The sequence below is a fragment of the Mesorhizobium sp. M2D.F.Ca.ET.226.01.1.1 genome (assembly GCF_004022705.2).
Lineage (GTDB): Bacteria > Pseudomonadota > Alphaproteobacteria > Rhizobiales > Rhizobiaceae > Mesorhizobium.
Genome location: NZ_RZOY02000010.1, coordinates 168165 through 194746, shown reverse-complemented (window position 1 = coordinate 194746; position 26582 = coordinate 168165). Strand labels below are relative to the sequence as shown.

The window sequence follows — 26582 nt, the reverse complement described above, 5'->3', positions numbered from 1 at the left end:
GAGGACTTGCAGGTCACCAAGTGGGATCCCGGCCTTCGAGATCATCGTCTGGGGCGACCTGCGGTTGACGACCAAGACCAGCGTAGGGGTCCACGTAAGCCATCTTGAGTGCATCGCACGCCAAACCGGATATGGCTTTGAGCGATGCGCCGATTGCGAGCCTCGGAAAGCTTAGCCGTGGCAGCTTGAGGCGTCGGCTCCTGGTCGTGGCTGTGGTGAGGATGTCGGCCATGATGTCCTCCTGTGACGGCGACAAATGGCACCACGTCCCACCCAGGTCCTTGGCTTAAACCTGAAGAGTCCTGAACGGCTCTGAAATTGCTTGAAGCGAAGAAACCCGAACGGCCCTGAAGTTCGCCTTCAGGGTGATCTTGGATTATCTTGCCGGCGAGGGATGAGTTCTTGGCCGATGGACCTGCAGTTTGGGAACTATCGTTTGAGGCGAGCCGAACGGCAGCTGCTCGGGCCGCAAGGGCCGGCGGAACTTTCAGCGCGTTCCTTCGACATCCTCGCGATGTTGCTCGACAGGCCCGACGAGGTGGTCGGCAAGGCCGAACTTTTAGATGCGATCTGGGCCGGCGTGGTGGTGGAGGAGAACACGCTGCAGGTCCACGTTTCGGCGCTGCGAAAGCTGCTGCCTGACGAGATGATCGCAACTGTGCATGGTCGTGGCTACAAATATGCGGGCCCAAGGCCCTTCGCGGTTACGGCGGATGCTGCGGCATCGTCCAGACCATCCATCGCCATACTTCCCTTCGACAACATGAGCGGGGACCCGGAGCAAGACTATTTCAGCGACGGGATCACCGAAGACATCATCGCCGAGCTCGGCAAGTATAAGGAGTTTCTGGTCATCGCGCGGAACTCTTCCTTCCAGTTCCGCGGCAAGACGCATGACCCGGCGGACGTGGCAAGCAAGCTTGGCATCCAATATGTCGTCGAAGGCAGCGTGCGCAAGATCGGCAACCGGGTGCGGGTCACCGTGCAACTGACCGATGCATTGTCGACGGCTCATATCTGGGGCGAACACTACGACCGGGAACTCGACGACATTTTCGCCATCCAGGACGAAATCACCCGGATGATCGCGGCGCGTCTGGCGCGGCAGGCCAGAACCGCGATTGCGTCGCGCGCCAGGGCCCGCCCGACCAACAACATGTCGGCCTATGAGTCTTACCTGCGGGCGCTGCAACTGGCGGCCGTCTATGACACGGTGCTTGAAGCGGAACCCTTTCTGCGCCAGGCGGTAAAGCTCGATCCGCAGTTTGCCGCCGCCCACGCCATGCTGAGCTTCGTGGAGTCCATCAAGTATTATTGGGACTACAACAATCCCGGTCATTTGCATTCAGGGCTGGAGATCGCAAAAACGGCATTGGGCCTTGATCCCGACGAAGCCTATGGGCATCTCGCCACCGGCTTCGCTCATTTGTACTTGCGCCAATTCAGGCAAGCTGAAGTCAGCCTTGACCGGGCGCTCGCGCTCAATCCGAACGATCCGTTCATTCTCAGCATCCGCGCTATTTTCCTCAATCACACGGACAGGCCGGAGCAAGGGCTCGATGAAATAGCTGAAGCCCAGCGCCGCGACCCATACGCCGTGGGATGGTACGATGATTTCCGTGGCGTGCTGCTGACGACGGCCGGGCGATATCGCGAGGCGGCTGCCTGCTACGCGAAAATGGCAACCGTGACACCGTGGTCGCTCATTCGTCTTATCATCTGCCATTCCGAGCTCGGCGAGATCAGGCAGGCGCAAGACGCCCTGGCAAAGGTCAAGGCGCATTATCGCGGAATGAGCCTCGACCAGATCATCGATACGGAAGTGGACTTCTACCAGGACGCCGCCGTATGTAGCCGCTACCGCGCGATCCTCGATCGTGTCGACAAGGCGCAATAGGTCCGTCACGCCCGCATCCCGCTGCCCTAGCTATTTCGCGGCCTGTGCGTCGAGTGCTTTGATCTCGTCGGCGGCGGCCTTGCGCGTCGCGGCGTCGGCGCCGGAAGCGCCCTTGTCCTTGGCGAAGGCGATCAGCGCCGTGCGCGTGGCCTCGTCGCATCCATCTTCCCCCACGCCGCCGATGCCGGCTTTCTTGGCCGCGGCGAGCACGGAATCGCAGGCGTCCGGCGCGAAGGCGAACTGGCCCATGATGGCGCCGAGCGTCAGCGGGTCCTGCAGGCGCGGATCGTCGCGGATCGCCTGGATGGTGGCGCTGCCCACCGCCTTGGATTTCCGGTCCTGCGCAATCTGCGTCAGGTCGAAGATGAACTCGAATTCCGGCTTGTCGACGCCGGCCGGTTTCGACACCAGGATGTCCAGCGCATAGCGCGTGACCTCCTCCGGGGTGACGACCGTGCGCACGACCTTTGCCTGATGGTAGTTGCTCACTACCGCCCAGCGCGAGGGAAGGTCGCCGTAGCGTGCGAGCATGTCGTACTGTTTGACGACGGCAAGCCTTTGTTTATCGGTCTTGGCGGCCTGCGCCTGAGTCGAAACCCGGCCGCGGACCCGGTCGAGGATTTCGCTCGTCAGCAGCCCCGCGGCCGGCGCGGCCTGCTGCGTCGCCGTGGTTTGGGCGGGAGCATCGTCGAGCGGGCCTTTCGCGTCGACCCAGGCGGCCAGCGCCTTGCGCACGTCCGGGCCGAAATAGCCCTTCGGCTCGCCGGCATAAAAACCTTCGCGCTTCAGCGTCGTCTCGATCGCGGCGCGGATTTCGTCGGGCAGCGCCTTGCCGATCCCGACCAGGTTCCCGTCGTCGAGCCCGGCCGGCGCCTCGCGAAAAGCATCCATTACCGCGGCCGCGATCGCCGCTGCGCCTGCGCTGTTGGCAGGTCCTGAAAAGAGGCCGCTAAGCTCGATGCTGGCATCGTTGCCGAACACGCCGACGCCCATCCTGCCGATGCCATCATTGTAAAGCGCGATGCGGTCGGTGATGCCTTCGCGCAGCGTCATCAGATGGTCGAAACTGTCAAAGGTGAAGGCGTTCGCAAGCTTGTCCTTGGCCTTGAGCGAACCGAGCCGCGCCGCCTCGCGCCAGGCATGCAGCCGCTCGCGCGGGTTCTTGTCGATGCCGACACCGTCGGCATAGGCATCGCCGAGCAGCACCATGGCCTCGACGCTGCCGAGATTGGCGGCGTTGATCAGCATCGCCGTCGCCTTCTGGTCGTCCTGCGGATAGACCACGCCTTTGCGCAGAAGCTTGGCGTGCAGCAGATAGGCCTGCTGCTCCTTCTTGGCTTCGCCCTCGTCGATCAGCGCTTTCAGTTGATCGTCGCTCAGCCCGTCGTCGCGGCGCGACGGGCGATAGCTGGTCGAATCGAGATTGGCATATTGCGTCGAGGCGTAGAGCCAGAGCGCGTCGCGGTCGCCCGCATCCGCTAGCGGCTTCAGCATGGCGCGCGCCAAATCCTCGTTCTTGAACTGCTGATCGTCCGACAGCTGCAGCCGCGCCAGCGCCAGCGCAGCACCGGGTTCGCCGGCCTCGGCGGCGTCGCTCAGGCGCTCGACCAGTTGGTCCGGATTGTCGATTTGAAAGCCGTCATAATCGGGAAGCAGCTTGGCCAGCCTGATGCTGGCGTCGAGGTTCCACGGGGCGTTGAGCAGCTGGATAGCCTCACGCGGCTGGCGACCGACAACCTTGCCGTCGAGCAGCAGGCCGGCGAGCATCGGTGCGGCGCCGGCAACATTCTTGGTGGCGGCGCGCAGCATGGCAATCGCGCGCTTGCCGTCCGCAGCGCCGCCTTCGCCCTTGGCCAGCATGTCGGCCAGCATCGGCACGGCATACTGATCGTTGGCGACGCGCGCCTCCAGCAATTGCCTGGCCTTTGCCGCGTTCTGCTGCGTGCCGCGTCCTAGCCGCAGCGCCTTGATATAGGCGAGCACCGATGGTTCGGGCCCCGTGGTCCCGGCCTTGGAATCCGCATCCACGGCTTGAAATGCCTTTTGCTGCTCCTTGGCGGCGAAACCGTCATTCTCCAGCACTGTCCGCGCGATCAGCAGCGGCATGGCGGCGCGGAACTGGCTGTCCCATTCGCCCGGCGATTGGCCTTGGGCCGGCGCGTCGATGACGCGTTGCGCGGTCTCGACCACCTTGTGCGCGTCGCGGCGCAGCAGCGGCCCATCGATATACTGACGGAGCAGCGTCTCGAGCGCCGCGAGATGACCGGCAGCGCCTGCCTTCTGCAAGGCATTGAGCGCGATATCGCGCGAGACCGGCGGCGGACCGGTATCCGCGCTGTCGTGGCGATGGACCGAATAGACCTCGTAGAGCAGATAGTTCGCCTCGGGACTGCCGCCATCGGCGATGAGCTTGATCTGCGGGATGAGAAAGGCCAGCCCCGCCTGGTTGAGCGCGACCTGGACCCGCAGCCACTCAAGCGCCAGCCGCTTTTCCTGCGGCGCGCCGAGCATCGCCGCCTGGCATTTGTCGGCCAGGACTTTGAGCTTGCTCAGGTCGAAGTCCTGCGGAAAGAGCGCGCTATACTGGACCGGCGGCGCCTTGGCTTCGGGATCGAGCGGCACCGAGGCGCCCTTGTCGCAAACGCTGATCGCCTCACCGAGCGCCGCCTTCTTCGCCGCGTCGAGCTCGGCCTTCTTGGCCGCATCGTTGGGTTTGTCGGAAGAAGCCTGTGCAGCGAGGGCTGCGCCGGCAAGCGGCGCCAAAGGAATGCAGGAAAGGACAGCGAGGAAGAAAGGAACCAGGACATGCACTGGCCGCGGCATGGGCGCCCCCCTCGGACGTGGGTCCGGGTGCAGCCGGACGCTCACGCTAAACTAGCACGTCACGTCAACGATGATGAGTGTGGCGTTTCACATTCGCCTGCAGTTCGCCTTCGTCTGGACGCTGATGTCGTGGCGCCGTAGCCGCTGAATCAATTTGGCAGGGCGGCGTGCTAGAGGTTTGTTCCGACTCGCCTTTCGACAGGAAACGCCATGACGCAACCGCTCAAGATAGCCATCGCCGGCGCGCTCGGCCGCATGGGTCGGCAAATGGCCGAAACCGTCGCGGCCGACCAGCGGCTGGAACTCGTTGCCCGCTTCCATCGGCCGGGCAGCACGGGGGAGGGGCTGGTCGAGCGCGACGATGCGCTGGCGCTTGCCGACGTGGTCATCGATTTCACCACGCCCGCGGCGTCCGCAGAACTGGCGACGGCCTGCGCCGCACGCGGCGGCCCGGCGCTGGTCATCGGCTCGACCGGTTTCAGCGCATCGGAGCTGGCCGCAATCGCCGAGGCGGCAAAGACAGTCGCCGTCGTGCGCTCCGGCAGCTATTCGCTCGGGCTCAACATGCTGACCGGACTGGTCGAGCAGGCAGCGAGGGCGCTTGGGTCCGATAACTGCGACATCGAGATTCTTGAAGCGCATCATCGCTTCAAGGTCGACGCGCCGTCGGGCACGGCGCTGATGCTGGGCGAGGCGGCCGCGCTCGGACGTGGCGTTGAGCTGGACGACGTTGCGAAGCGCGCCCGCGATGGTCTGATCGGTCCGCGCCCTGCCGGCGAGATCGGCTTCGGGGTGCTGCGCGGCGGCAGCATCGTCGGCGAGCACAGCGTCAGCTTCCTTGGCGAGGGCGAGGGGCTCACGCTCACGCATACGGCCGGCGACCGCTCGATGTTCGCGCGCGGCGCCATTGCGGCGGCACTCTGGGTCGCCGGCCGGCCGCCGGGTGAATACGACATGCGTGACGTGCTGGGCCTTTTACGGTCGCTAAAAAGGCTGAAAGCCAGCTGAAAGCTTGGCCATGCGATGACGGTATTCGCGGCATTCGCCGTGACCGGCCCGGGAGGGGTCGGCAAGGAGGAGATGCGGCGCAGCCCGGATGGCGCGCCGCCCAGGTGGAGGAAGTTACGTGACCGGTTTTATCTCTAAGCACGCTCTTCGTTCGGCGACGCTGACGCTTGCCATGCTTGCCGCGGGCGCGACGACGGCGTCTGCGGCCGACAAGATTTCGATCATGGTGGGCGGCTACGAAAAGCAGATCTACCTGCCGGCCAAGCTCGCCGAGGCGCTCGGCTACTTCAAGGATGAAGGCCTCGACGTCGAGTTGCTCAACGAGCCGGCCGGCGTCGACGCGGAGAATGAGATGCTGGCGGGCGCGGTGCAGGGCGTGGTCGGTTTCTACGACCACTGCATCGACCTGCAGGCCAAGGGCAAATTCGTCGAATCCGTCGTCCAGTTCAGCCAGGCGCCCGGCGAGGTCGAGCTGGTCTCGTCCAAGCATCCCGAAATCAAGTCGCCGGCCGACTTCAAGGGCATGAGCCTCGGCGTCACCGGCCTCGGCTCCTCGACCAACTTCCTGACGGAATATCTCGCGGTCAAGAACGGCTTGAAGCTCGGCGATTTCACCTCGGTTCCGGTCGGTGCCGGCAACACCTTCATCGCCGCCATGCAGCAGGACAAGATCCAGGCCGGCATGACGACCGAACCGACGATCACCCGCCTGCTCAAGACCGGCGAAGCCAAGGTCTTGATCGACATGCGCACAATGGACGGCACCAAGGCGGCGCTCGGCGGCACCTATCCGGCCGCCTCGCTCTACATGCAGACCGAATGGGTCGACGCCCACAAGGAAACCGTTCAGAAGCTCGCCAATGCCTTTGTAAAGACGCTGAAATTCATCAACACGCACAGCGGCGCCGAGATCGCCGAAAAGATGCCGAAGGACTATTATGTCGGCGACAAGGAAGGCTACGTGAAGGCGCTCGATGCCGGCAAGGGCATGTTCACGGCCGATGGTGTGATGCCCCAAGGCGGCCCGGAAACGGTGCTGACCGTGCTCTCCGCCTTCAAGAAGGAACTGCAGGGCAAGCAGATCGACCTGTCGAAAACCTACACCACGGAATTCGTCAAGAACGTGAAGTAGCCGTCAGGACGGCGCGAGGTTCCAACCTCGCGCCATCATGCCCGCCTTGTTTCCACGTCCGGCGATCTCCCGCGCGGGGATCGCCCGCTATTGGAGTCTAATCAACCATGGCTGTCGAAAAGACCGCTCCGGCGATCGAGCTGATCAATGTCAGCCGCCGCTTCCTTTCCCCCACCGGCAAATCGCTGACGGCTATCCGCGATTTCACCATGACGGTCGAACGCGGCGAATTCGTCGCTGTCGTCGGCCCGACCGGCTGCGGCAAGTCGACGACGCTCAACCTCGTCACCGGGCTCGCCAGTCCGAGCGCCGGCGAGGTCCGTGTCATGGGCGCGCCCGTCAAGGGAATCGACCCACGCATCGGCTTCGTGTTCCAGACCGACGCGCTGTTTCCGTGGCGCACGGTGATCGAGAATGTCATGGCCGGGCCGCTGTTTCGCGGCAAGCCCAAGGCGCAGGCCCAGGCTTCCGCCCGCGACTGGCTGGCGCGCGTCGGCCTGGCCCGCTTCGAACAGCACTATCCGCACCAGCTTTCCGGCGGCATGCGCAAGCGCGTGGCGCTGGCCCAGACCTTCATCAACGGCCCTGAAATCCTCTTGATGGACGAACCGTTCTCGGCGCTCGACGTGCAGACGCGTGTGCTTATGCATGAGGAGCTGTTGCGCCTCTGGTCCGAGGCCAAGGCTTCCGTCGTCTTCGTCACCCACGACCTCGAGGAAGCCATCGCGCTGGCCGACAAGGTCTATGTGCTCACCGCCGGGCCGGCGACGGTGAAATCCGTCTACACGATCGACCTGCCGCGCCCGCGCGTCGTCGCCGACATCCGCTACGAGCAGCGCTTCATCGACTATTCCCGCACCATCTGGGCCAATCTCAAGGAAGAGGTCGAGACCAGCTACGCCCGCGCGGCTGCGTGAGGAGAACCGACATGACAGATGCCACCGTCAACATCCCGACCGCCGCCTTCAGGCCCGGAACTTCGGACGCCGAGATCGAGGCGGCAGCCGCCAAAGCCGCCGCGCATCGCCGCCACACCGTCACGTTCTGGCGGTTGGGCATCCTCGTCGTCTTCCTCGCCCTGTGGGAAATTGCCGGCCGCATGGCCTGGATCGATCCCTTCTTCTACGCCATGCCGAGCACGATCGCCGGCCGGCTTTATGAGTGGATCACGGAGGGCACCTCGGAAGGCCCGCTCTGGTACCACCTCTATGTCACCATGGAGGAATCGGTGCTGGGCTTCGTCACCGGCTCGGTCGCCGGCATCATCATCGGCGTCGCGCTCGGCCGCAACCGCATGGCCGCCGATATCTTCTCGATCTACATCAAGGTGATCAACTCGATCCCGCGCGTGGTGCTCGCGCCGATCTTCATCATGATCCTCGGCCTCGGCCTCGCCTCCAAGGTGGCGCTGGCCTTCGTCATGGTGTTCTTCGTCGTCTTCCACAACGCCTTCCAGGGCGTGCGCGAGGCCGACCGTGCTATGATCGCCAATGCCCGTATCCTCGGCGCCTCTGACTGGCAGCTGACCCGCTCAGTAATCGTGCCCTCGGCGATGAGCTGGATCTTCGCCAGCCTGCATGTCAGCTTCGGCTTTGCCATCATCGGCGCCATCGTTGGCGAGTTCGTTGGTTCCCGCTACGGCATCGGGCTCTTGATCAACATCGCCAAGGGTTCGTTCGACGCGGCCGGCATGTATGCCGCGATCGTCATCGTCATGGTGGTGGCGCTGGGCGCCGAGTACCTGATGACGATGGTCGAGAGCCGGCTAGCAAAGTGGCGTCCTCAGCCGCTGCATGAGACGCAATGAACCGCCTTAATTGCCCGCCAGCGGCAGCCGCACCTCGACCTTGAGCCCGCCCGCGGCGGCGTCGCCGAGTGTGACGCTGCCGCCGGCATTCTCGACCACCTCGTGGACGATGGCGAGCCCGAGCCCGCTGCCTTCCTCAGCCGAGCCGGCTATGCGGTAGAAGCGCTCGAAGACGTGCTCCCGCTCTTCCACGGGAATGCCGGGCCCGGCATCCGACACGGTCAGCAGCGCCCCGTCGCCACTGGCGGCGAGCTTGACGGTGACGCTGCCGCCGGCCGGTGTGTAGCGCAGCGCGTTGTCGACAAGATTGACGATCATCTCCCGCAACATCGTCCCGTCGCCGATGACAGGCACGGGGCCGGTTTCCTCGAGGCCGAGGTCGATGTTGCGTTCGATCGCCTTCGGCGCCTGTGCCTCCAGCACCTGGCGGGCAGCCTCGGTGAGGTCGATGCGATCGGCGCGCGGACGCCGGCTGCCGGGTTCGGCGCGCGAGAGCGTGAGCAGCTGTTCGGCCAATCGCGCCAGTTTGCCGGAACTCGCCTGCAACGCCACAAGCGCTTCCTGCCGCTGGTCGGCGACGGTTTCGCGCAAGGCGTAGCTCGCCTGTGTCGACAGCAGCGCCAGCGGCGTGCGCAACTGGTGCGCGGCATTGGCGATGAAGCGGCGCTGCGCCGCCATCTGCGCCCGCACGCGCGCCATATAAGCATTGAGCGCCTCGATCAGCGGCCTGATCTCGCTCTGCGCGCCAGGCACCTCGATCGGGTCGAGGTCGCTGCGGCCCGGCGAGCGAACCGCATCGCGAAGGCGGATCAGCGGAGCCAGCCCGCGGCGCAGGCCAAGCAGCACGAAAACGCCGGCGATCGCCACCAGCGCCAGTTGCTGGCCAAAGGCGCTCAACCACAGACGTCTCACCATCGCGTCGTGACCGCCGAGCGTCACACCGACCGTGACCGTGATCGGCGAATCCGACCCGGCACCAATGACCGTATGGCTGAGCGTCGCCAGCCGCAGGCGGTGATCGCGAAAGCGGGTCTCGATGCTGCCGCGCTGTGTCGCCTTCGGCAGGTCGGGATAGCCCGTCAGCAGGCGTCCGCCCGCGGTCTCGACATGGTAGTAGACACTGTCGCGATCGCCGGTATCGAACATTTCGATCGCCGCCGGCGGAATGGTGGCATCGAGCACGCCGTCTTTCACCGAAACTTGCTCGGCTATGGCGCGCGCCGATGCCATCAGCGTCCGATCGGCAACCAGATCGGCAGTCGCCAGCGCATTGCCATGGCTGGTCCACAGATTGATGGCGGCGAGCCCGGCCAGCGGTAGCACCACCCAGGCCAGCAATTGGATCCGAAGGCTGCCGATCCGAAGGTTTCCGATTGTCATGGCGCCGGATCGTCGTGGCGCAAGAGGTAGCCGAGGCCGCGCAAGGTGGCGATCTGGACGCGCGATCCCTCGAGCTTCTTGCGCAGGCGGTGCACATAGATCTCGATGGCGCTGGGGTCGGCGTCGGTCTCGAAGTCGTAGATCGCGGCCGAGAGCGCGGCCTTGCTCACCGTGCGCCCGGCCTTGACCACCAGCTGTTCCAGCACCGCGTGCTCGCGCGGCGTCAGCGACAGCGCCGACCCGGCAAGCGAGAACAGCCGGGTGTTGGTGTCGAAGACGAGATCGCCGCAGGAAATGACCGGCGCTGTCCGGTCGTTGGCGCGGCGCAGCTGCACGCGGATGCGCGCCTCCAGCTCCTCGATCTGGAAGGGTTTGGCCAGATAGTCGTCGGCGCCTTCGTTGAGCCCCTTGACCCGGCCGTCGAGGCTGGCATTGGCGGTGAGCACGATCACCGGCACCGGGTTGCCGCGCGACCGCAGTCTTTTCAGCACCTCTATGCCGCTCATGCGGGGGAGGGCGAGGTCGAGGATGATCAGAGCATGATCGCCGGCGGCCAAAGCGTGCTCGACATCCTCGCCGTCATGCACGACGTCGACGACGTAGCTCGCCTGGCGCAGCGTCTTGCTCAGCCAATCGGCCAGTTCGCGATTGTCCTCGACAAGCAGCAGCCGCATCGTTCGTCGCTGTTTCCTCCCAACGGCGCCGCCTTCGCCGAGAGCGGCAGGCGGCGTCCGAATTGGTTCCCCGAGGCAACCGATAGTATCGATCGGCCCGCAAGGCAAACGTGGTTTGCCGGCGGCCGCCAGCGTAGTCACGGCGCCTGCGGGGCCATTTGCCCGGTCATACAAGTGATGAAACCGAACCGTTCGGTTCAATTAATGTTGATGGTTCGTGCAACCAGGGTGAACACTGGCAGGTCTGGCCTAGGTGGCTTCTTGACGTCGCTCGCCGTAACTAATTGATATCAAACGATAAGAATTCGGCCCCTTAGCCTTTCACACAATTTCAAGATCGAACCGAACGGTTCAGTTCACAACTTTTCGTGATTGGAACTGGCAGCAGGGCAGACCCATCTCGGGGTGGTCCGAGCGACGCGAATTTCCATCAAGGCACGCCACCAGACGGACATGACTTTGAAAATCCGGAGTACTTAAAATGACCAAGATTGCTCTTACCGCCGCTGCCCTCCTCGTCGCTACCAGCGGCGCTTTTGCCAGCAGCGACCATTACGGTTCCGACAACGTCAATCAGCCGGCCGTGACCGCTCCCGCAGGCAAGGTCGACAACAGCATCACCGGCTCGATCCGCACGTTCGAGCAGCGTGACCTTCACATCAAGCCGGCTCAGAACCAGCCGGAATCGGGCCAGGGCATCTGGGGCCGCTAATCCGGCCCCTCCAGACCAACTTCCACCCGACATCTTTGAATAACTCAAATGACCAAGATCGCTCTTACCGCCGCCGCCCTTCTGGTTGCTACCGGTGCCGCTTTCGCCGGCTCGGACAACTACGGTTCGGCCAATGCCAACCAGCCGGCCGCTTCGGTCGACACCTCGTTCACCGCTTCGGTCAAGAAGTCTGATGCGAATGTCCAGAAGCCGCTGACCCAGGGCGCGGACCGCGACCTCTTCGGCAGCCATTGATCGGTTCCGATCTCGATAGACCTCAAAGCGGCGGGCTTGTCCCGCCGCTCTGTTCTTGTGGAGCCGGCTATCCGTTGGCCCGAGCTATTCCGTGCGTTCGACCAAGTAATTTTGCGAGAGCCCGATCGGGGAAAGCGGTCGCGGAAGCCGAAATCCTAGTCGGGAATAAATCCGGGCTGTTCCGGGTCTTGTCGGCAGCGGGGCCATCCTCCCAAGGCGCCGCCGATGAAACGACAGGACAAGGAACATTGAGATGACCAGGACCGCATTCGTCGCGGCTGCCATGCTCGCCGCTGCCATGGGCAGCGCCTCTGCCGGCAGCGACCATTACGGCGCCGACGGCGCCAACCAGCCGGCCGCCGGCGCCGATCACATGGTGACCAGCTCGATCCGCGAGCGCGGCACGGCGCATCAAGCTTCGGTGACGGCCGCAACCAGCCGGACCGTCGCCGACATCATTGCCCGGCATAACGACGACGGCCTGTGGGGCCGCTGACGCCGCTTCGATCCCCAAGAACCTCCACCCCTTTAACGACAGGAACTTTTGCAATGACCAGGATCGCCCTCACCACCGCAGCCATGCTTCTCGTCATGCGTTCTGCCTTCGCCGGCAGCGACCATTATGGCGCGGACAATGTCAACCAGCCGACCGCCTGCGTCGACCGCGGGCTCACCGCCTCGGTGCGCAAGCACGAGTCCGCCAAGCCAGCCAATGTCGACACCTCGAAGACCACCGGAGCGGCGCCGTCGCAGGCCTGGCCTGATCCGGGCCAGGGCATCTGGGGCAATTGAAGCGCCAAGTCTCCCCCCACGAGGAGGTGTATGGACTGTGGGGGGAGATTGGCAGCTTCGGCGTCTACTCCAAATCCTTCGGCCTGACGAAATGCGTCAGCCGCGCGCCGCCGAAGTCGAGATTCGACCAGTCGTCCTTTACTGTGAACCGCGCGAGCGCCGCTGTTGGAAACTTCGCCTCGATCTTCTTGAACATGCTCTCATCCGACCCGGCGCCGGCCAGCCTAAGCGCAAAATTCTGCAGGCCGGGATTGTGGCCGATCACGAGCAGGTTGGTCGCCTTGGCCCGCCGCACGCACGCCAGGATGGTGGCCGGGGCCGCCTCGTAGAGCTCTTCCGCGAATTGCGCGGACACATGCTTCGGCAGTTCCTGAGCGACCAGCCGCCAGGTATCGCGGGTGCGCAGCGCCGGCGAGACCAGCGCGAGCTCTGGCAGCCAGCCGCGCCGCGAAAGCTCGCGCCCGATCAGCGGCGCCGTCTTCAGCCCGCGCGGGGCGAGCGGCCGGTCGAAATCGTCAAGCTTGGGATCGTCCCAGCTCGACTTGGCGTGGCGCAGGATGAGCAGCTGTCTCACGGGCATTGATCAGGACCACGGAATCTCGGCGTTGAAATCCTTGCCATATTGGCCGCCATATTTCACGCCTGTCGCGGCGTCGAAGGCTGCTACCAGCACACCGAAGACAAACAGGCCAACACGCTGTTCGCCACTGTCCCACTCGATGGCGACATCTGCTTCGGTGATCGCCCATTGGCCCGATCTGACATAGATTGCACCAAGAACCGAGCCAGTCGGGTCGCCTTCCAATCGGTGCAGGTAAAAATACGCAGTGGCACTTCGCGGTCCGCCGCTCTCTTCATACTCGAAGACACCCGCGAGGTCCCCCTTAGTTCGGACAGCACTATCGAAGATATCCAAGATCAGCGATCTCCGATTGGCGCCCGCTCGCCTACGGCGTGATCCGCGCTAGCTGTTCGAGGTCTCGCTCCTCGCGCAGCGGGTCGGGCGCCATCACCACCGAGGTGGCGTTCTCCGCATCGTCGGCGAAATGCGCAAGCACGGTGTGGCCCTTTTCCATGCGCGCCTTGCCCTCGGCGACGAGGCCCAGCGCCAGTGGATAGAGCCGGTGCTCGGCCCTCAGCACCCGCGCGGCAAGCGTGTCTTCAGTGTCGCCGACCATGACGGGCACGGCGGCCTGCGCGATGATCGGGCCGTCATCCATCTCGGGCGTGACGAAATGCACCGAGCACCCATGGATGCGCACGCCGGCGCGGATTGCCCGCGCATGCGTGTCCAGCCCCTTGAAGGCCGGCAGCAGGGCAGGGTGGATGTTGACCATGCGTCCCTGCCATTTCTCGACGAGGCCGCGGCCGAGGATCCGCATATAGCCGGCCAGCGCGACGATATCGGCGCCGAAGCCGGTGAGCGCGGCGTCGATCGCGGCATCATAGGCATCCTTGCTCGGATGGTCGGCGCGCTGGATGACCTTGGTGGCGATGCCGCGCGACTGCGCGATGCCGAGACCGGCGGCGTTGGCGCGGTCGGAGATCACCCCGACGATATCAGCCGGATAGCTGGGATCGGCGGCGGCCGCGATCAGCGCCGTCATGTTGGAGCCGCGCCCCGAGATCAGGACGACCGTGCGTTTCCTGCTCATAGGCCGATCGAGCCCCGATAGATCACCCCGGCGTCGCGGCGCGGCACGATCCGGCCGATCGGCGTCACGGTCTCGCCGGCCTCCTGCAGCACCGCCGCCACCTGCGCCGCCTGGCCGGAGGCTACGGCGAGGATCATGCCGATGCCGCAATTGAAGGTGCGCATCATTTCTTCCGGCGCCACGCCGCCGGTTTTTGCCAGCCACGAGAACACCGGCGGCACGTCGATCGCCTCGAGGTCGAGCTCGGCCGAAAAATCCTTCGGCAGCACGCGCGGAATGTTTTCCGGGAAACCGCCGCCGGTGATGTGGGCCAGCGCCTTGATGCCGTGCGTGTTGCGGATGGCTTTGAGGATCGACTTCACATAGATGCGCGTCGGTTCGAGCAGCGCCTCGGCAAGGCTGAGCTCGTCGTTGAACGGCGCCGGATCGCTCCAGGCAAGGCCGCTCGCCGCCACGATGCGGCGCACCAGCGAAAAACCGTTGGAGTGCAGGCCCGACGAGGAAAGGCCGAGCAGCACGTCGCCTTCGACGATGTCGTCGGTGGGCAGCAACTGGCCGCGCTCGGCCGCGCCCACGGCAAAGCCGGCAAGGTCGTAGTCCTTGTCGTGATACATGCCGGGCATTTCGGCGGTCTCGCCGCCGATCAGCGCGCAGCCTGCCTGCCGGCAGCCTTGCGCGATACCGCCGACGATCGAAGCGCCCTGATCCGGATCGAGCTTGCCGGTGGCGAAATAGTCGAGGAAGAACAGCGGCTCGGCGCCCTGCACGACAATGTCGTTGACGCACATGGCGACGAGGTCGATGCCGATCGTGTCGTGCTTGCCCGCATCGATGGCGATCTTGAGCTTGGTACCGACGCCGTCATTGGCCGCCACCAGCACCGGATCGGTGAAGCCGGCGGCCTTCAGGTCGAACAGCCCGCCGAAACCGCCGATCTCGCCATCCGCGCCCGGCCGGCGCGTCGCGCGCACCAGCGGCTTGATCTTCTCGACCATGAGATTGCCGGCATCGATGTCGACGCCCGCCTCGGCATAGGTGAGCCCATTCTTGCGCTTGGCCTGGTCGCCCTTGCTCATATCCGGCTCGTCCCTGTTTCCATTGCGGGCTCTTCGCATGAATGGTTTCGGGGAGCAAGGATGACGCGCGGGTGAGGGAGTTTGTTCCCGAGGAAAAGCAGAGGGAGATTGGCAGCTTCGCCGCCCCGCTACTTGCGCCCACCTCCCATCTCCCTCATCTTTTCCCAACAAAAGACACGGCGGGACATCACGTGACCCTTCCCAACATGATCACGATCATGCGGCTGCTGCTCGTGCCCGCCGTGGTGCTGGCCATGCTGCAGTCGCTTTGGCCCTGGGCTTTCGCCGGCTTCCTCGTGGCCGGCATCTCCGACGGCATCGACGGCTTCATCGCGCGCCGCTGGAACCAGTCGTCCCAGCTTGGCGCCTATCTCGATCCGATCGCCGACAAGCTTTTGCTGGTCTCGGTCTTCGTCGTCATGGGCTTTGCCGGCGAACTGCCATTGTGGCTGGTAGTGACCATGGTCTCGCGTGACGGACTGATCGTCTGCGCCGTGCTGTTGTCGAGCGTTATGAACAATCCGGTCGAGGTGAAGCCGCTCTTCGTCTCCAAGGCCAACACCGCCGCGCAGATCGTGCTGGCGGCGCTGGTGCTGGGGGAACTCGCCTTCTCGGTGCATCTCGGTCCTCTGCGGACCGGGATCATATTGCTGACCGGGGTCTTGACCGTGGCTTCGGCCGCGGCCTATCTCGTGGCTTGGCTAAGGCATATGAGCGGCTATGGCGAAGGCTCCCGGACGAGCAACTCCCAGACCGGCGACACCAAGTCGGGCATCGGCAAGTCGAGCGGCTCCGGCGCCGACGCCTGATGGCGCGGTGATCGCGGCCGACGACGGCTCGGGCGGGCTCCGCCGCCAGGTCTTCTTCTGGCTGGCCACGGCCGTCCTGCTGGCGCTGTTCCTCTATATCTTCTCCGGCATTCTCCTGCCCTTCGTCGCCGGCATGGTGCTCGCCTATTTCCTCGATCCGGTCGCCGACTGGCTGCAGCGGCTCGGTCTCTCGCGCCTGATGGCGACGGTGGTGATCCTGATCGCCTTCATCGTCGTGGTGGTGCTGGCCTTCGTCATCCTGGTGCCGGTGCTGGCGACCCAGATGGCCGACTTCGCCCGCAAGCTGCCGGAATATCTCACCCGCCTGCAGTCGCTGATCACCAGCTTCGACCCGAAATGGCTGGAGCAGCGTTTTGGCGTCAACGCCGCCGGCCTGCGCGACGGGCTGAACTCGCTCTTGACCTCCGGCTTCAGCCTGCTCACCACCGTCTTCACCTCGATCTGGAGCTCGGGCGTAGCGCTGGTTTCGGTGATCAGCCTGTTCGTCGTCACCCCGGTCGTCGCCTTCTACATGCTGCTCGACTGGGACCGCATGGTGGCCGAGGTCGACAGCTGGGTGCCGCGCGACCATGTCGAGACGGTGCGCGCGCTTGCCCGCGACATCAACACCGCCACCGCCGGCTTCGTGCGCGGGCAGGGCACGCTATGCCTGGTGCTCGGCGCCATGTACGCCACCGGGCTGACGCTGACCGGATTGAATTTCGCCATCCTCATCGGCTTCTTCGCCGGGCTGATCTCGTTCATCCCCTATGTCGGCTCGCTGACCGGGCTGGTGCTCGCCGTCGGCGTCGCCTTCGTTCAGTTCTGGCCGGACTGGACCATGGTGTTGCTGGTCGCCTGCGTGTTCTTCGTCGGCCAGTTCATCGAGGGCAACATCCTGCAGCCCCGCCTGGTCGGCAAGAGCGTCGGCCTGCATCCGGTGTGGCTGATGTTCGCGCTGTTTGCCTTCGGCGCGCTGTTCGGCTTCGTCGGCCTGTTGATTGCCGTGCCGGCCTCGGCGGCGATCGCCGTCCTGGTGCGCTTCGCGATCGCCCGCTATCTCGAATCGCCGCTTTACAAGGGCCACGCCACCCGGCCCGTGCCGGCGTTGCCGGCCGATCGCGGCGGCGGCCATCGCTCGACGCGGGGCTGAAATGGCTGCCCAGCCAGCAGATACGCCGCGCCAGCTGCCGCTCGATCTCGGCCACGGCACCGGCTATTCGCGCGACGAGCTCGTCGTTTCTGGCACCAATTCGCAAGCGGCATCGCTGATCGACCGCTGGCCCGACTGGCCGTCGCCGGTCGTGGTGCTGGCCGGGCCGCCCGGCTCCGGCAAGACGCATCTTGCCCGGATCTGGCAGGATCGCACGCACGCCGTCGCCATCGGTCCCGCCCGTATCGACGAGCACATTGCGGGGCTCGGCGTCAGGCCGGCGCTTATCGACGATATCGACAAGACGGCGATCGACGAGCCGGGCCTGTTCCACCTGATCAATGCCGTGCGCGGCGCCGGCTCGACGCTGCTGTTGACGGCTCGGCGTTTCCCCTCGGCCTGGCGCGTCGCGCTGCCAGACCTCGTCTCGCGCCTGAAGGCGGCAGCGACCGTCGAGATCCACGAACCGGACGATCTCCTGCTTGCCGGCGTCATCACAAAGCTCTTCGCCGACCGCCAGGTCGAGGTCGAACCGCATGTGGTGCAATATCTGGTGCGCCGCATCGAGCGCTCGCTCGGCACCGCCATGCGCGTCGTCGAGCGCCTCGACCGCGCGGCGCTCGAGCGCAAGACGCCGATCACCCGCGCTCTGGCTGCCGAGACCGTCAGCGCCATGGATGAAGGGCAGGGCGAGTTCGATATCTAGGCATTTCCCTTCTCCACTTGTGGGAGAAGGCAAAAAACTATGCCAATAGCCGGGCCAGATGCCAGGCCAGCAGATAGACTCCCGTATGCGCCGCGACGTAGCAGGCGGCGACAAGGACGAAGACCATCCGGCCGGCGGACCTTGACCGGGCAACGCCGTTCTGCCTCTTGCTCGGCCGGTTGTTCCAGACCCACAGGGCAGCGCACAGAATTGCCCACACGACCATGACCGGAACGGTAAAGCCGTAGTAGGCCACCGGGCCAATCAGCGACAGCAGCGCCTCGAGAACAGGCATCGAAAATCCCCTTTGTGCGAAGTCTAGACCGGCGACAAAGTTGGAAGCGAGGGGATTATTGGCGCCCTGCCAGGCGTTTACGTGATCAGACGCGGAGCATGCGGCGGGGCTGTCCCATTCCGGTACAGACTTTCCGGCATCGTTCTTGCAACGCCGACAATGCCGGTTGATCCCGGCCCCGGTCGCGTTCCAGATCGGGTTGTAGGCTCGCCGGGCTCGAGGGTGTTGGGGTTCTCGCCCGGCGGGTTTACCGTTCCAGCGGCTGAATGGGCTAGGTTCGCGTGCTCTTGAGCCGGCTCCGCGGCCGGCGCGATCGCCGCCGCCACCTGGGTTCCACCTGCGGGGGACAACGATCATCCTGCCGTCTATCCGCGACGGCGATGATGTCGGTGTTGGTGCGCTAATTGTCCCTGTCCAGGATCGCGACAACCACGGCTGCCACGATACGAGCCACCTGGCCCAGATGCCGGGGCGGAACCGGCGTGGTTCTTTCCGGGAAGGAAGCGATGGTCGGAGTGGCGTGATTCGAACACGCGACCCCCTGATCCCAAATCAGGTGCGCTACCAGGCTGCGCTACACTCCGACGTCCCGCGGCGTATAGGGGGCGGGCGCCCGGAAGGCAACACAAAAACGGAAGTCATCCGATGCGAGCCGATGCCGCCGTGTCGAGCAGCGCCGGCCTCGGCTTCGTTGACAAGCAACGGCGCCTGGCTGCCCCGGCTCAGCGCCGTTGGCCGGCGACCATCCTGGCGATCGCCGCGGCCTGGATTCTTGCATTGGCGAAGCAGCCGCGAATGCTCGGTCGCATGCCGGTGAACCAGAGCCCGGGCAGCTTCGGGTCGTTCGCCGCGCCATTGAACAGCGGCACGCCCTTGGCGTCGAGCACGCCGAGCTTGCCCAGCATCGTTTCCAGTCCGGTACGGTAGCCGGTGGCGGCAATGACGATGTCGGGCGCAATGCGCTGGCCATTGTCGAGCACGACGTCGTCACGCCCGAATTCGCGCAGCTGCGGCACGACGATGATGCGCCCGGCCTTGATGGCGTCGACCGCGCCGTCGTCGGCGGCGATCGCCGTATAGTCGGAGCCGAGACGGCTGGCGCCGCCCGCCGGGGCAGGGGGCAGGTCGTATTTCGTAAGATCGCCAAACACCAGGCGCTGTGTCGCCGCCATGGCCGCGTCCGCGAGCCATGTGGGCAGGCTGGCCATGAGCGGCGATATGCGGTGCACCGCTATCTTGCCGATGCGCTTGGGCAGCAGCGAAGGGCCGTTGCGCGCCGAAAGCCATATCTGGCCTGTCTCGACACCGGAAAGATGGTTGAGCGCATCGAAGCCGGAATTGCCGGCACCGACCACCAGCACCTTCTTGCCGGCATAGTCGCTTGCCCTGCCGAACTCGGCCGAGTGGATGATCTTGCCCGAAAAATCCTCCATGCCGTTCCAGGCCGGGATGAAGGGTTGCCGGTCGCGCCCGGTGGCGATCACCACATATCGCGCTGCCTTCGGGCCCTTGCTTGTCCGCAGCAGCCAATGGTCGCCTCGAAATTCGATCTCGTCGACCGCGACGCCAAAGGCGATCGGCAGCCTGTGCGTCTCGGCAAAGTCGTTGAGGTGGCGGATGACGGTGCTGCGATGCGGGAAGGCCGGCGTCCCTGCCGGAAAAGAGACGCCCGGCAACGAAGAGAGGTCGCGATGCGTGTTGAGGTGCAGATTGTCGTGGCGGCGATGCCAGGGCTCGGCCAGCCGTTGCTCGCGTTCCAGGATTTGTGTCGTCACACCGGCCTTGGCCAGCGCATGCGCGGCAGCCAGCCCCGCGGCGCCCGCGCCGATGACAATCGCACCGTCCAGTATCGCTGGCTCGCCGACCCCCGACGGCAAGACTTTCGCTTCCGCGTCCATTCGTGTCTTTATCGTCGCCATCATGCCTTCAAGTGGCACGACCATGTATCTGACATATGCCGCTCACCGGCCAAAAGGAATAGGCGGCTGTTGCAAAAGCCTCCGGCATTGTGTCGCGCACCCTGCCGGCTAATGAACCGGGTCGGCGTGGCGGTGCACCAGCTTGAACGCGCCATCCTCCAGCCGGAACACTTCCGTCACCCGCAAGGTCATCTCGGTTGTTTCGCCGTTCTTGCCAATGCGCGCTTTGGCATGCTGCAATCCGCTCCAGAAGGCCAGATCGCCGCTTGCCGATGCCTGCAGCACCTCGAGGTCGGTGCTGCCGCCCTTGCGGAAGCTCGCCGCGTCGCGTTCGTAGCGGCCGGCCACCGCCTCGGCGCCTTCGAGATGATCGCCGCGCGGCGAAAAGAACGTCGCCGGCCCCGCATGGGTGACGATCGCCTTCAGCGAAGCCGCATCACCGTTGACATAGTCCTCGGCGATCTTCTCGCGCTGCTTCATGAAAGCATCGAAAGAGGAGCCACCCGGATGCACCGTCCGGATCCAGGTTTCCAGGCTGGCCATGAATTTTTCTAGGAAGGCGGCTGTGTCGCTATTGGTCACGGCACCCTTTTCGTCCAGCAATTCCGCGACATTGCCGATATAGGCCTCCGGCTGCTGCATCACCGGCATGTCGAGGAAGGCAAAGGTCTGCCTCAGCGCGTGGTTGGCGCCGAATGCGCCGAGCTGATACGGCGTGACGCTGACCACTCCGGCGGGCAGGCCCTTGAACACGCTCTTGCCCGATGGCCGCGAGCCGACATCGAGCGCGTTTTTCAGGCAGCCAGGGATCGAGCGGTTGTATTCCGGGGTGACGAACAGCACCGCGTCGCATTCGCGTATCGCCGCGCGGAAGGCCGACCACGCCGCCGGCGGATGGTCGCCGTCCAGATCCTCGTTGTAGAGCGGCAACTCGCCGATCTCGATGAAGCGGCAGCGCAACGAATCCGGCGCCCGGGCCGCCAGCGCCTTGGCGATCTTGCGGCTGAAGGATTGGGCGCGCAGGCTGCCGACAAGCACGGCAAGCTGCAGGACGGCGTGTTCGGGTGCATTGGTCATGGCGAAACGTCCGGTTTGATGGTGGCTTACCGCGCGATGCCGGCCCGCCCAGTAGATCAGCCGACGTTTCGATAATGTCGCCGGCGCGGCGAGGTTCCCTGCGCCATGGCGGGCTGGGCGCCGCCTGTGGCCTTGCCGCCGCGGCCATTGCACAGTAATGACGGGTTGGCGCGACATTTCAGGCTCCTTGTGTGGGCTCGGAGATGGCGCCGCAAAAGAGTGCCCGGATTTTCGGGCGGCGAATGAGGTGGTCATGTCCGCGCGCATTTTCAGTCCAGCCAAAACCGCGATGCAGTCCGGCAAGGCCAAGACCGGACATTGGGTGCTGGAGTTCGACCCGGCCCAGCGCAAGAAGATCGACCCGCTGATGGGCTACACAACGTCCAGCGACATGCTGAGCCAGGTGAAGCTCACCTTCGAGACGAAGGAAGAGGCGGTGGCTTACGCCGAGAAGGAAAAGATCGCCTATCGCGTCGAGGAGCCGAAGGAAGCCAAGCGCCGGCAGATTTCCTATTCGGACAATTTCCGCTATGACCGCAGGACGCCCTGGACGCACTGACTCCCGAGTCTTGCATCACGCGGCATGACAGACCAGCCGGCTTGGCCGGCCGACGGTCCCGTAGCTCAGCTGGATAGAGCACCGGCCTTCTAAGCCGATGGTCGCAGGTTCGAATCCTGCCGGGATCGCCATTTGTGCCCCGGGGCTATTCCTGCTCGAAGAATTCCAGCATGTTGCGAAAGCAAATGCGCTCGCTTTGGGCGCGTCACGCTGGGGCGGTCGAATGAATCTTGAGGAAGTCTGGCGCATCCGCGAGGAAGACGTCTACCCGGCCCTTTTCGGTGGAGACAGCCGAGGCATTTTCGTGCTGTCGTCCGAACTGTTCCAGCGGAGATTTGGTGTCGCGGAAGTCGACCCCAGATGGCTCTTCTATGGCGTTTTCGAACATGCACCGACGCCGCAGCGGCCCTATTGGCTCTACGTGACGTCTGGTCACTCGAATCCGTGGGAGCAAGAGGAAGACGCCTACGATCCCGAAGGCGAATCCGGAGCGGGGGTCGAATTCATCCTGGCTTCCACGGAGCAGGGCGATTGGGCAATCCGCTGCCTGCAGAACTTGCTGGCCTTCGACCTTCTCCTCGGTGCCGGCCATTTCGGTGGTCGCGGACCTTTGGGCGAAGGGGATAGAATCCCTCTGCGCTCGCCGATAAACGGCGTCGAAGGCTGCGAAGTCCGAAACGTGGTCGTCGTACGCACTCCCTTGCTTCCATCCGGCTTCACCTTGCCGTCGGGCCGCGTCGAGTTTTTCACTTTTGTTGGAATGACCGACAGGGAATTGGATTTCGCCAAGGAAAGCGGCAACGAGGCACTCCTCACCAAGCTTAGCTCGAACGGCTTCTTTCCAGTGACCGATCCGCGACGGCAGTCCGTCATTTAGCCGGGCAGGGTGGCAACGCCAGCGGCGGTGTACTTTTTTTGCTTACAAAATCTAGACCGAACACTGCGGCCCGGATCGGCAAGCTGGTTGGCAATGGCCCCGGCATCTGGCTTCGCATGCAGGCCGCCTATGACACCTGGCACGCGGAATGGGAGGTGGATGTGAGCACCATACCGACCCTGCATGCGGCCGAGTCTGGAACAAATCACCGGCCTTCTGAGCCGGTGGTCGCAGGTTCGAATGCCGCCGGGGCCGCCGGCCTTCGACATCACTGGCCGCTGCTGAAACTCTGGGAGACGTTGATCCCGTCGGCCTCGATGGTCAGTGTTTCGTCTAACTCCGAATCCTTTGATTCGACGGAGCGTGTAAAGCCAACGAGACGGGCTCCGGGGTCGCCCGGGCGCGACGGCTTCTCATTCAGATTGTTGATGAAATTAAAGGAGTTGGTCGCAATCCAAAACTGTTTGTCCGGCCGGACATTTCCCCACATGTTTATGTTCTTGACGTGTTTGCTGACTTTATATTGGTTGGTTTCCGCATAGTACCAGAAGACGGACAAATGGAGTGCGCTATCGAATTGATCGCAGCCTCCATTTGGGGCCAGCACGAGCCAACCTCGGGAGATGTAGGACTCATCATAGCCGGGCTGGGCGTAGGCCATGGCAAAGTAAACGGTCTGAGAAAACTTGTTGCAGATTTTGATGGTGGCCTCGGCTCGTCCAGCGCAAATTGCCAAGAGGAAAACCAGCAGTACCGATTTCGCAAAGGTAGACATCACTGCCCCCCAACGTGACCGACCTGTTTGAATAAAATCCTGCCGTGTTTGCCGCGAGTCAAGTTGCCGAAAGTGGGAGAATGCGGCGGCGACGGGTGAGGTTTGCCGATGGCGATCTGGATTTGGCAAGGCAAACCGAAACGCGACGCTCGTTTTGCAAGGCAGAAGTGCGTTCAACTGCATACAAGATCAGGCTGATTCTGCCTCCGATCTAAACCTTCGCCAGCAACTCCATCACAAACTCCACAAACCCCCGCACCTTGGCGGTTCGGTATTGCCGCGAGGGGTAGATCGCGTAGAGGGGGAAGAGTTCGTCCGACCAGTCCGGAAACAGGTCGATCAGCCGCCCGTCGCGGACGTGCTCGCGCGTGGCGAATTCCAGAACCTGCGCGATGCCGGCGCCGGACAGGCAGGCGCTGAGCATGGTCGGCGCGTCGGAGGTCATCAGCCTGGTCTGGACGCTGACCGGCAGCACGTCGTTGCCGCGGCGTAATTCCCACTCATAGGCGCGGCCATGCGCGGCGTCCCAGAAGTCGATGGCGTCGTGGTCAGGCAGGTCGGAAGGATGCCGCGGACGGCCCCGGCGCTCGATATAGGCGGGCGCCGCGACGGTGAGTATGCGCGTCTCGAACAGTTTGCGCGCGGTGAATGAGCCGGCCGGCGGATCGCCGAAGCGCAAGGCAAGGTCGCACCCGTCCGCCACCAGGTCGCCCACCGCGTCGCGCATGATGAGCTCGAGGCGAAGCTCGGGATAGAGTGCCAGGAACCGGCCGGCATGCCCGGCCAGCACCAGTTGCGAGAAGAACGGGTCGACATTGACGCGCAAGCGGCCGCGAACCACCGACGCCGCGCCGGTGGCCTCGACCGCCGCTTCCTCGATGCCGTCGAGATGAGGGCCGACCCGCTCGTGGAAGCGCCGCCCTTCGTCCGTCAGATGCATGGTGCGGGTCGTGCGGTCGAGCAGCCGCACCCCGATGCGGGCCTCCAGCCGCTGGATGGCGCGGCCGACGCCCGACGCGGTCATGCCGAGCGAGTCCGCCGCCCGTGCCATCGAGCCGGCTTCGACCACCGCCATCAGCACCGTTACGCCGGACAGCAATCTTCCGTCATAAGGCATCCGCCATTCCCAACCTGAAGTCAGGATTATGATGACATATCGGCGCTGGGATCAGCAAGCAAAGGGTGTGAAAAGACCGGCCAGCGATCGCCGGCCCGCCGCAGCCGCCGGCCCGGTCAACACCACAAACGAAGGAAAGATCATGTTTGCCGTTACTACCATCACCGGCCGCGTCGGCGGTGTCCTTGCCGATACACTGCTGGCAACCGGCCACAAGGTTCGCGCCGTCGTTCGCGACGAAGCCAAAGGTACGCCGTGGCTGGCCAAAGGCTGCGAGGTCGCTGTCGCCGATCTCGCCGATTCCGGACCGCTTGCCGCGGCGCTTTCGGGCGTTGAAGGCGCATTCCTGCTGTTGCCGCCGGTCTATGATGCCGAGCCCGGCTTCCCGGAGGTGCTGCCGAGGATCGCCGTCATCCGAGAGGCGCTGCACAGGGCGCTGCCGCCCAAGGTCGTCGTGCTGTCGACGATCGGCGCCGATGCCGCGCAACCCAATCTGCTCAACGTGCTGCGCCTGCTGGAAGAGGCGCTCGCCGACCTGCCTGTGGCCGTGACGTTCCTGCGCGCTGCCTGGTTCATGGAAAATGCAGGGTGGGACCTCGCCTCGGCGCGCGACCGGGGCGTCATCGACAGCTACCTTCAGCCGCTCGATCGCAAGCTGGCGATGATCGCGACAGCCGATGTCGGCCGGACGGCTGCCGAACTTCTGCTGGAAGATTGGAGCGGCCACCGGGTAATCGAGCTGGAAGCGCAACACAGGGTGTCGCCGGACCAGGTCGCCGCCGCCTTCGCCAAGGCGCTCGGCCGCGAGGTCGAGGCGCGCCTCGTCCCGCGCGAGCGCTGGGAAGCGATCTTCCGCGAACAGGGCATGCGCCATCCCGAAATGCGCATGCGCATGCTCGACGGCTTCAACGAAGGCTGGATCGACTTTCGCGATCCGGACGCGCAAAGGCGCAAGGGGAGGATTGGGATAGGACGAGGCGATTGCGAAGATCGTCGGCGCGGCCAGGCGGTAGGTCTGGACTTGTTGGCGAGAAGCCCGAAGTCCGGTCAGAAATCGCTCACCGTCTGACCGGCCGGGCCGCCCAGATAAGTATTCCAGACATAATTGCGAAGCATTTCCCGATGTTCGGTCGACCGGTGATGGTAACCCGGTCTTTCGGGGTATGACACGCCGGCGAGATGAAAGAAGGCGCCGTCGATGAACTCGTGGTGGCCAACCGCGCCGGCCATCGTCATCGGCCGCTGCTCCAGCGTCGCGACGGCGACATCCGCCTCGTCGAGTTTTGAATAAAGGACCGCCCAGTTTGCGCCGCCCGTGTCGAGGCCGAGGTCTAAACGGGGATCGAAATTCAGTTTGCAGCCGGCCACCGCGGAGAACCGGTAGAAGCAGTAGCCTGCCCACAAGTTCCAGTGCCGGTCGCCCGGCCTGGCCTTGTAGATGTGGTTCTCGGTGCCGTAGGCCCTGCGTCCATACACCGTTTTGCCGGACAGCCTGGACCGGATGTCAAACGGCGCGACCGGGAAGCAGTCATGGTCGATGAAGCCGAAAAGCTCCGGCTTCAAGTGGCGCACGATGTTGTGGAACGCCCATGTGATCGCCGTTCCGTGCGATCTCGACAGGTGCTTTTCAACCCGCATAGGTAGCGCAAGATAAGGCACGCCGCGCATCTTGCAGATGCGGGCAATGGCTTCTCTCGCCTCGACCTTGGTTGAATTGTCGACGACGACCAGCGTCATCCCGGGCGGCCGCATTTCCCAGGCCTTCGTCAAAGCGTCGATCACCCAGGGCACGTTGAAGGCGATCGTGATGCACGGACGCGACACTCCGGCATCCTGCAACTGTTTTGCAAATAGGAGCCCGGACGCGCCACCTCGGTATTCGAAGATCTTATAGGCGACCTGGTTTCTGAGCGCCTTTACCCGGATGACCAATCGGTTTTTGCTTAGTCTGTCGGCTATTGGTTTGAATGCCATGCTGCCTCTCATAAGCGACTGGGGCAATCGGCGGGCCTTTGCATCCCCTTTGCTCGAAGCCGCCAAAAAATCAAGCAGCTCGAATTTCGCTGGTCGGCGGCGGCAGGCGC

Annotated in this window: 29 protein-coding genes, 2 tRNA genes and 1 pseudogene; 17 read left to right on the top strand and 15 right to left on the bottom strand. The window is 64.3% G+C overall.

Translation table 11 applies throughout. From position 1 onward, the window contains the following. Nucleotides 1-13: 13 nt before the first annotated feature. The gene (locus EN869_RS23295; RefSeq protein ID WP_127228328.1) at nt 14-232 is read right to left on the bottom strand and encodes a hypothetical protein; all 219 of its coding nucleotides are present in this window, start codon (nt 230-232) and stop codon (nt 14-16) included. A 177-nt stretch (nt 233-409) separates the two neighbouring features. On the opposite strand from EN869_RS23295, the gene EN869_RS23290 reads away from it, so the two are divergent. Next, nucleotides 410-1897 carry a winged helix-turn-helix domain-containing protein gene (locus EN869_RS23290; protein ID WP_127228327.1) on the top strand — a complete coding sequence of 496 codons (1488 nt, stop codon included), beginning with the start codon at nt 410-412 and terminating at the stop codon, nt 1895-1897. A 30-nt stretch (nt 1898-1927) separates the two neighbouring features. Here the strand turns inward: EN869_RS23290 and EN869_RS34545 are convergent, their stop codons facing one another. Then, nucleotides 1928-4720, bottom strand: coding sequence for a sel1 repeat family protein (locus tag EN869_RS34545; protein WP_167498722.1), 2793 nt, complete (start codon nt 4718-4720; stop codon nt 1928-1930). Between the two features lie 210 nt (nt 4721-4930). Here EN869_RS34545 and dapB point away from each other — a divergent pair, with 210 nt between their 5' ends. From dapB to EN869_RS23265, 4 genes are all read left to right on the top strand, one after another. Further along, on the top strand, nt 4931-5728 hold the full coding sequence (gene dapB / locus EN869_RS23280) for a 4-hydroxy-tetrahydrodipicolinate reductase (protein ID WP_127228326.1): 798 nt from the start codon (nt 4931-4933) through the stop codon (nt 5726-5728). 172 nt (nt 5729-5900) lie between these two features. Then, on the top strand, nt 5901-6860 hold the full coding sequence (locus EN869_RS23275) for an ABC transporter substrate-binding protein (protein ID WP_127228459.1): 960 nt from the start codon (nt 5901-5903) through the stop codon (nt 6858-6860). Between the two features lie 107 nt (nt 6861-6967). Next, entirely contained in the window at nt 6968-7777 is an 810-nt protein-coding gene (locus EN869_RS23270; protein WP_127228325.1) for an ABC transporter ATP-binding protein, read from the top strand. Between the two features lie 11 nt (nt 7778-7788). Next, entirely contained in the window at nt 7789-8667 is an 879-nt protein-coding gene (locus EN869_RS23265; protein WP_127228324.1) for an ABC transporter permease, read from the top strand. Nucleotides 8668-8673: 6 nt separating this feature from the next. On the opposite strand, the gene EN869_RS23260 is transcribed toward EN869_RS23265, so the two are convergent. Together EN869_RS23260 and EN869_RS23255 are read right to left on the bottom strand one after the other, a co-directional pair. Then, nucleotides 8674-10047, bottom strand: a complete 1374-nt coding sequence (locus EN869_RS23260) for a sensor histidine kinase (protein WP_127228323.1) — start codon at nt 10045-10047, stop codon at nt 8674-8676. Continuing rightward, nucleotides 10044-10721 carry a response regulator gene (locus EN869_RS23255; RefSeq protein WP_127228322.1) on the bottom strand — a complete coding sequence of 226 codons (678 nt, stop codon included), beginning with the start codon at nt 10719-10721 and terminating at the stop codon, nt 10044-10046. Before EN869_RS23255 ends, EN869_RS23260 begins: the two co-directional genes overlap by 4 nt. 481 nt (nt 10722-11202) lie before the next feature. Here EN869_RS23255 and EN869_RS23250 point away from each other — a divergent pair, with 481 nt between their 5' ends. The 4 genes from EN869_RS23250 (at nt 11203) to EN869_RS23235 (ending at nt 12480) form a co-directional block, all read left to right on the top strand. After that, entirely contained in the window at nt 11203-11433 is a 231-nt protein-coding gene (locus tag EN869_RS23250; RefSeq protein WP_127228321.1) for a DUF680 domain-containing protein, read from the top strand. 48 nt (nt 11434-11481) lie between these two features. Next, nucleotides 11482-11688 (top strand): DUF680 domain-containing protein, encoded by a 207-nt coding sequence (locus EN869_RS23245; RefSeq protein ID WP_127228320.1) that lies wholly within the window; start codon nt 11482-11484, stop codon nt 11686-11688. A 253-nt stretch (nt 11689-11941) separates the two neighbouring features. Beyond that, nucleotides 11942-12184 carry a DUF680 domain-containing protein gene (locus EN869_RS23240; protein WP_127228319.1) on the top strand — a complete coding sequence of 81 codons (243 nt, stop codon included), beginning with the start codon at nt 11942-11944 and terminating at the stop codon, nt 12182-12184. A 53-nt stretch (nt 12185-12237) separates the two neighbouring features. Beyond that, nucleotides 12238-12480: a DUF680 domain-containing protein gene (locus EN869_RS23235; protein ID WP_127228318.1), complete on the top strand. Its 243-nt coding sequence runs from the start codon at nt 12238-12240 to the stop codon at nt 12478-12480. 64 nt (nt 12481-12544) lie between these two features. On the opposite strand, the gene EN869_RS23230 is transcribed toward EN869_RS23235, so the two are convergent. Genes EN869_RS23230 through purM form a run of 4 tightly spaced genes read right to left on the bottom strand, consistent with a single transcriptional unit; the run spans nt 12545 to nt 15211 of the window. Then, nucleotides 12545-13060, bottom strand: coding sequence for a histidine phosphatase family protein (locus tag EN869_RS23230; protein ID WP_127228317.1), 516 nt, complete (start codon nt 13058-13060; stop codon nt 12545-12547). A 3-nt stretch (nt 13061-13063) separates the two neighbouring features. Further along, nucleotides 13064-13396 carry a hypothetical protein gene (locus tag EN869_RS23225; RefSeq protein WP_127228316.1) on the bottom strand — a complete coding sequence of 111 codons (333 nt, stop codon included), beginning with the start codon at nt 13394-13396 and terminating at the stop codon, nt 13064-13066. A 31-nt stretch (nt 13397-13427) separates the two neighbouring features. Next, on the bottom strand, nt 13428-14135 hold the full coding sequence (gene purN, locus EN869_RS23220; RefSeq protein WP_127228315.1) for a phosphoribosylglycinamide formyltransferase: 708 nt from the start codon (nt 14133-14135) through the stop codon (nt 13428-13430). Further along, nucleotides 14132-15211, bottom strand: coding sequence for a phosphoribosylformylglycinamidine cyclo-ligase (gene purM, locus EN869_RS23215; protein ID WP_127228314.1), 1080 nt, complete (start codon nt 15209-15211; stop codon nt 14132-14134). Before purM ends, purN begins: the two co-directional genes overlap by 4 nt. A 191-nt stretch (nt 15212-15402) precedes the next feature. Here purM and EN869_RS23210 point away from each other — a divergent pair, with 191 nt between their 5' ends. From EN869_RS23210 to hdaA, 3 genes are read left to right on the top strand one after another with little or no spacing between them, the layout of a single operon-like run. Beyond that, the gene (locus EN869_RS23210; protein WP_127228313.1) at nt 15403-16020 is read left to right on the top strand and encodes a CDP-alcohol phosphatidyltransferase family protein; all 618 of its coding nucleotides are present in this window, start codon (nt 15403-15405) and stop codon (nt 16018-16020) included. Between the two features lie 7 nt (nt 16021-16027). Then, nucleotides 16028-17173 (top strand): AI-2E family transporter, encoded by a 1146-nt coding sequence (locus EN869_RS23205; protein WP_245489598.1) that lies wholly within the window; start codon nt 16028-16030, stop codon nt 17171-17173. Between the two features lies 1 nt (nt 17174). Then, entirely contained in the window at nt 17175-17879 is a 705-nt protein-coding gene (gene hdaA, locus EN869_RS23200) for a DnaA regulatory inactivator HdaA (protein ID WP_127228312.1), read from the top strand. 37 nt (nt 17880-17916) lie between these two features. On the opposite strand, the gene EN869_RS23195 is transcribed toward hdaA, so the two are convergent. The 4 genes from EN869_RS23195 to EN869_RS35560 all read right to left on the bottom strand — a co-directional run bounded on the left by EN869_RS23195 (nt 17917) and on the right by EN869_RS35560 (nt 21170). Beyond that, nucleotides 17917-18174 (bottom strand): hypothetical protein, encoded by a 258-nt coding sequence (locus tag EN869_RS23195; protein WP_127228311.1) that lies wholly within the window; start codon nt 18172-18174, stop codon nt 17917-17919. Nucleotides 18175-18681: 507 nt separating this feature from the next. After that, a tRNA-Pro gene (locus tag EN869_RS23190) sits at nt 18682-18758 on the bottom strand. 138 nt (nt 18759-18896) lie between these two features. Continuing rightward, nucleotides 18897-20072: an NAD(P)/FAD-dependent oxidoreductase gene (locus EN869_RS23185; protein WP_127228457.1), complete on the bottom strand. Its 1176-nt coding sequence runs from the start codon at nt 20070-20072 to the stop codon at nt 18897-18899. Nucleotides 20073-20201: 129 nt separating this feature from the next. Further along, nucleotides 20202-21170: an NAD(P)H-dependent oxidoreductase gene (locus tag EN869_RS35560; protein ID WP_127395070.1), complete on the bottom strand. Its 969-nt coding sequence runs from the start codon at nt 21168-21170 to the stop codon at nt 20202-20204. 253 nt (nt 21171-21423) lie between these two features. On the opposite strand from EN869_RS35560, the gene EN869_RS23175 reads away from it, so the two are divergent. The 4 genes and pseudogenes from EN869_RS23175 to EN869_RS35165 form a co-directional block, all read left to right on the top strand. Then, complete coding sequence (locus EN869_RS23175) at nt 21424-21729, top strand: ETC complex I subunit (protein WP_127228310.1); 306 nt, start codon at nt 21424-21426, stop codon at nt 21727-21729. 54 nt (nt 21730-21783) lie between these two features. Next, nucleotides 21784-21860: transfer RNA gene (locus EN869_RS23170), tRNA-Arg, on the top strand. Further along, nucleotides 21827-22606, top strand: coding sequence for a suppressor of fused domain protein (locus tag EN869_RS23165; RefSeq protein ID WP_127228309.1), 780 nt, complete (start codon nt 21827-21829; stop codon nt 22604-22606). The genes EN869_RS23170 and EN869_RS23165 overlap by 34 nt, the downstream gene beginning before the upstream one ends. A gap of 62 nt (nt 22607-22668) precedes the next feature. Further along, a pseudogene (locus tag EN869_RS35165) lies at nt 22669-22797 on the top strand (addiction module antidote protein, HigA family); the annotation flags it as partial. Nucleotides 22798-22874: 77 nt separating this feature from the next. Here the strand turns inward: EN869_RS35165 and EN869_RS23155 are convergent. Next, entirely contained in the window at nt 22875-23381 is a 507-nt protein-coding gene (locus tag EN869_RS23155; RefSeq protein ID WP_167507106.1) for a DUF1036 domain-containing protein, read from the bottom strand. 211 nt (nt 23382-23592) lie between these two features. Further along, entirely contained in the window at nt 23593-24498 is a 906-nt protein-coding gene (locus EN869_RS23150; protein ID WP_127228307.1) for a LysR family transcriptional regulator, read from the bottom strand. A 142-nt stretch (nt 24499-24640) separates the two neighbouring features. Here EN869_RS23150 and EN869_RS23145 point away from each other — a divergent pair, with 142 nt between their 5' ends. Continuing rightward, nucleotides 24641-25567, top strand: coding sequence for an NmrA family NAD(P)-binding protein (locus EN869_RS23145; RefSeq protein ID WP_127228306.1), 927 nt, complete (start codon nt 24641-24643; stop codon nt 25565-25567). Here EN869_RS23145 and EN869_RS23140 read toward each other — a convergent pair. After that, a complete protein-coding gene (locus EN869_RS23140) occupies nt 25546-26472 on the bottom strand; it encodes a hypothetical protein (protein ID WP_245519973.1) in 927 nt (308 codons plus the stop codon). The genes EN869_RS23145 and EN869_RS23140 overlap by 22 nt on opposite strands. Nucleotides 26473-26582 lie beyond the last annotated feature (110 nt).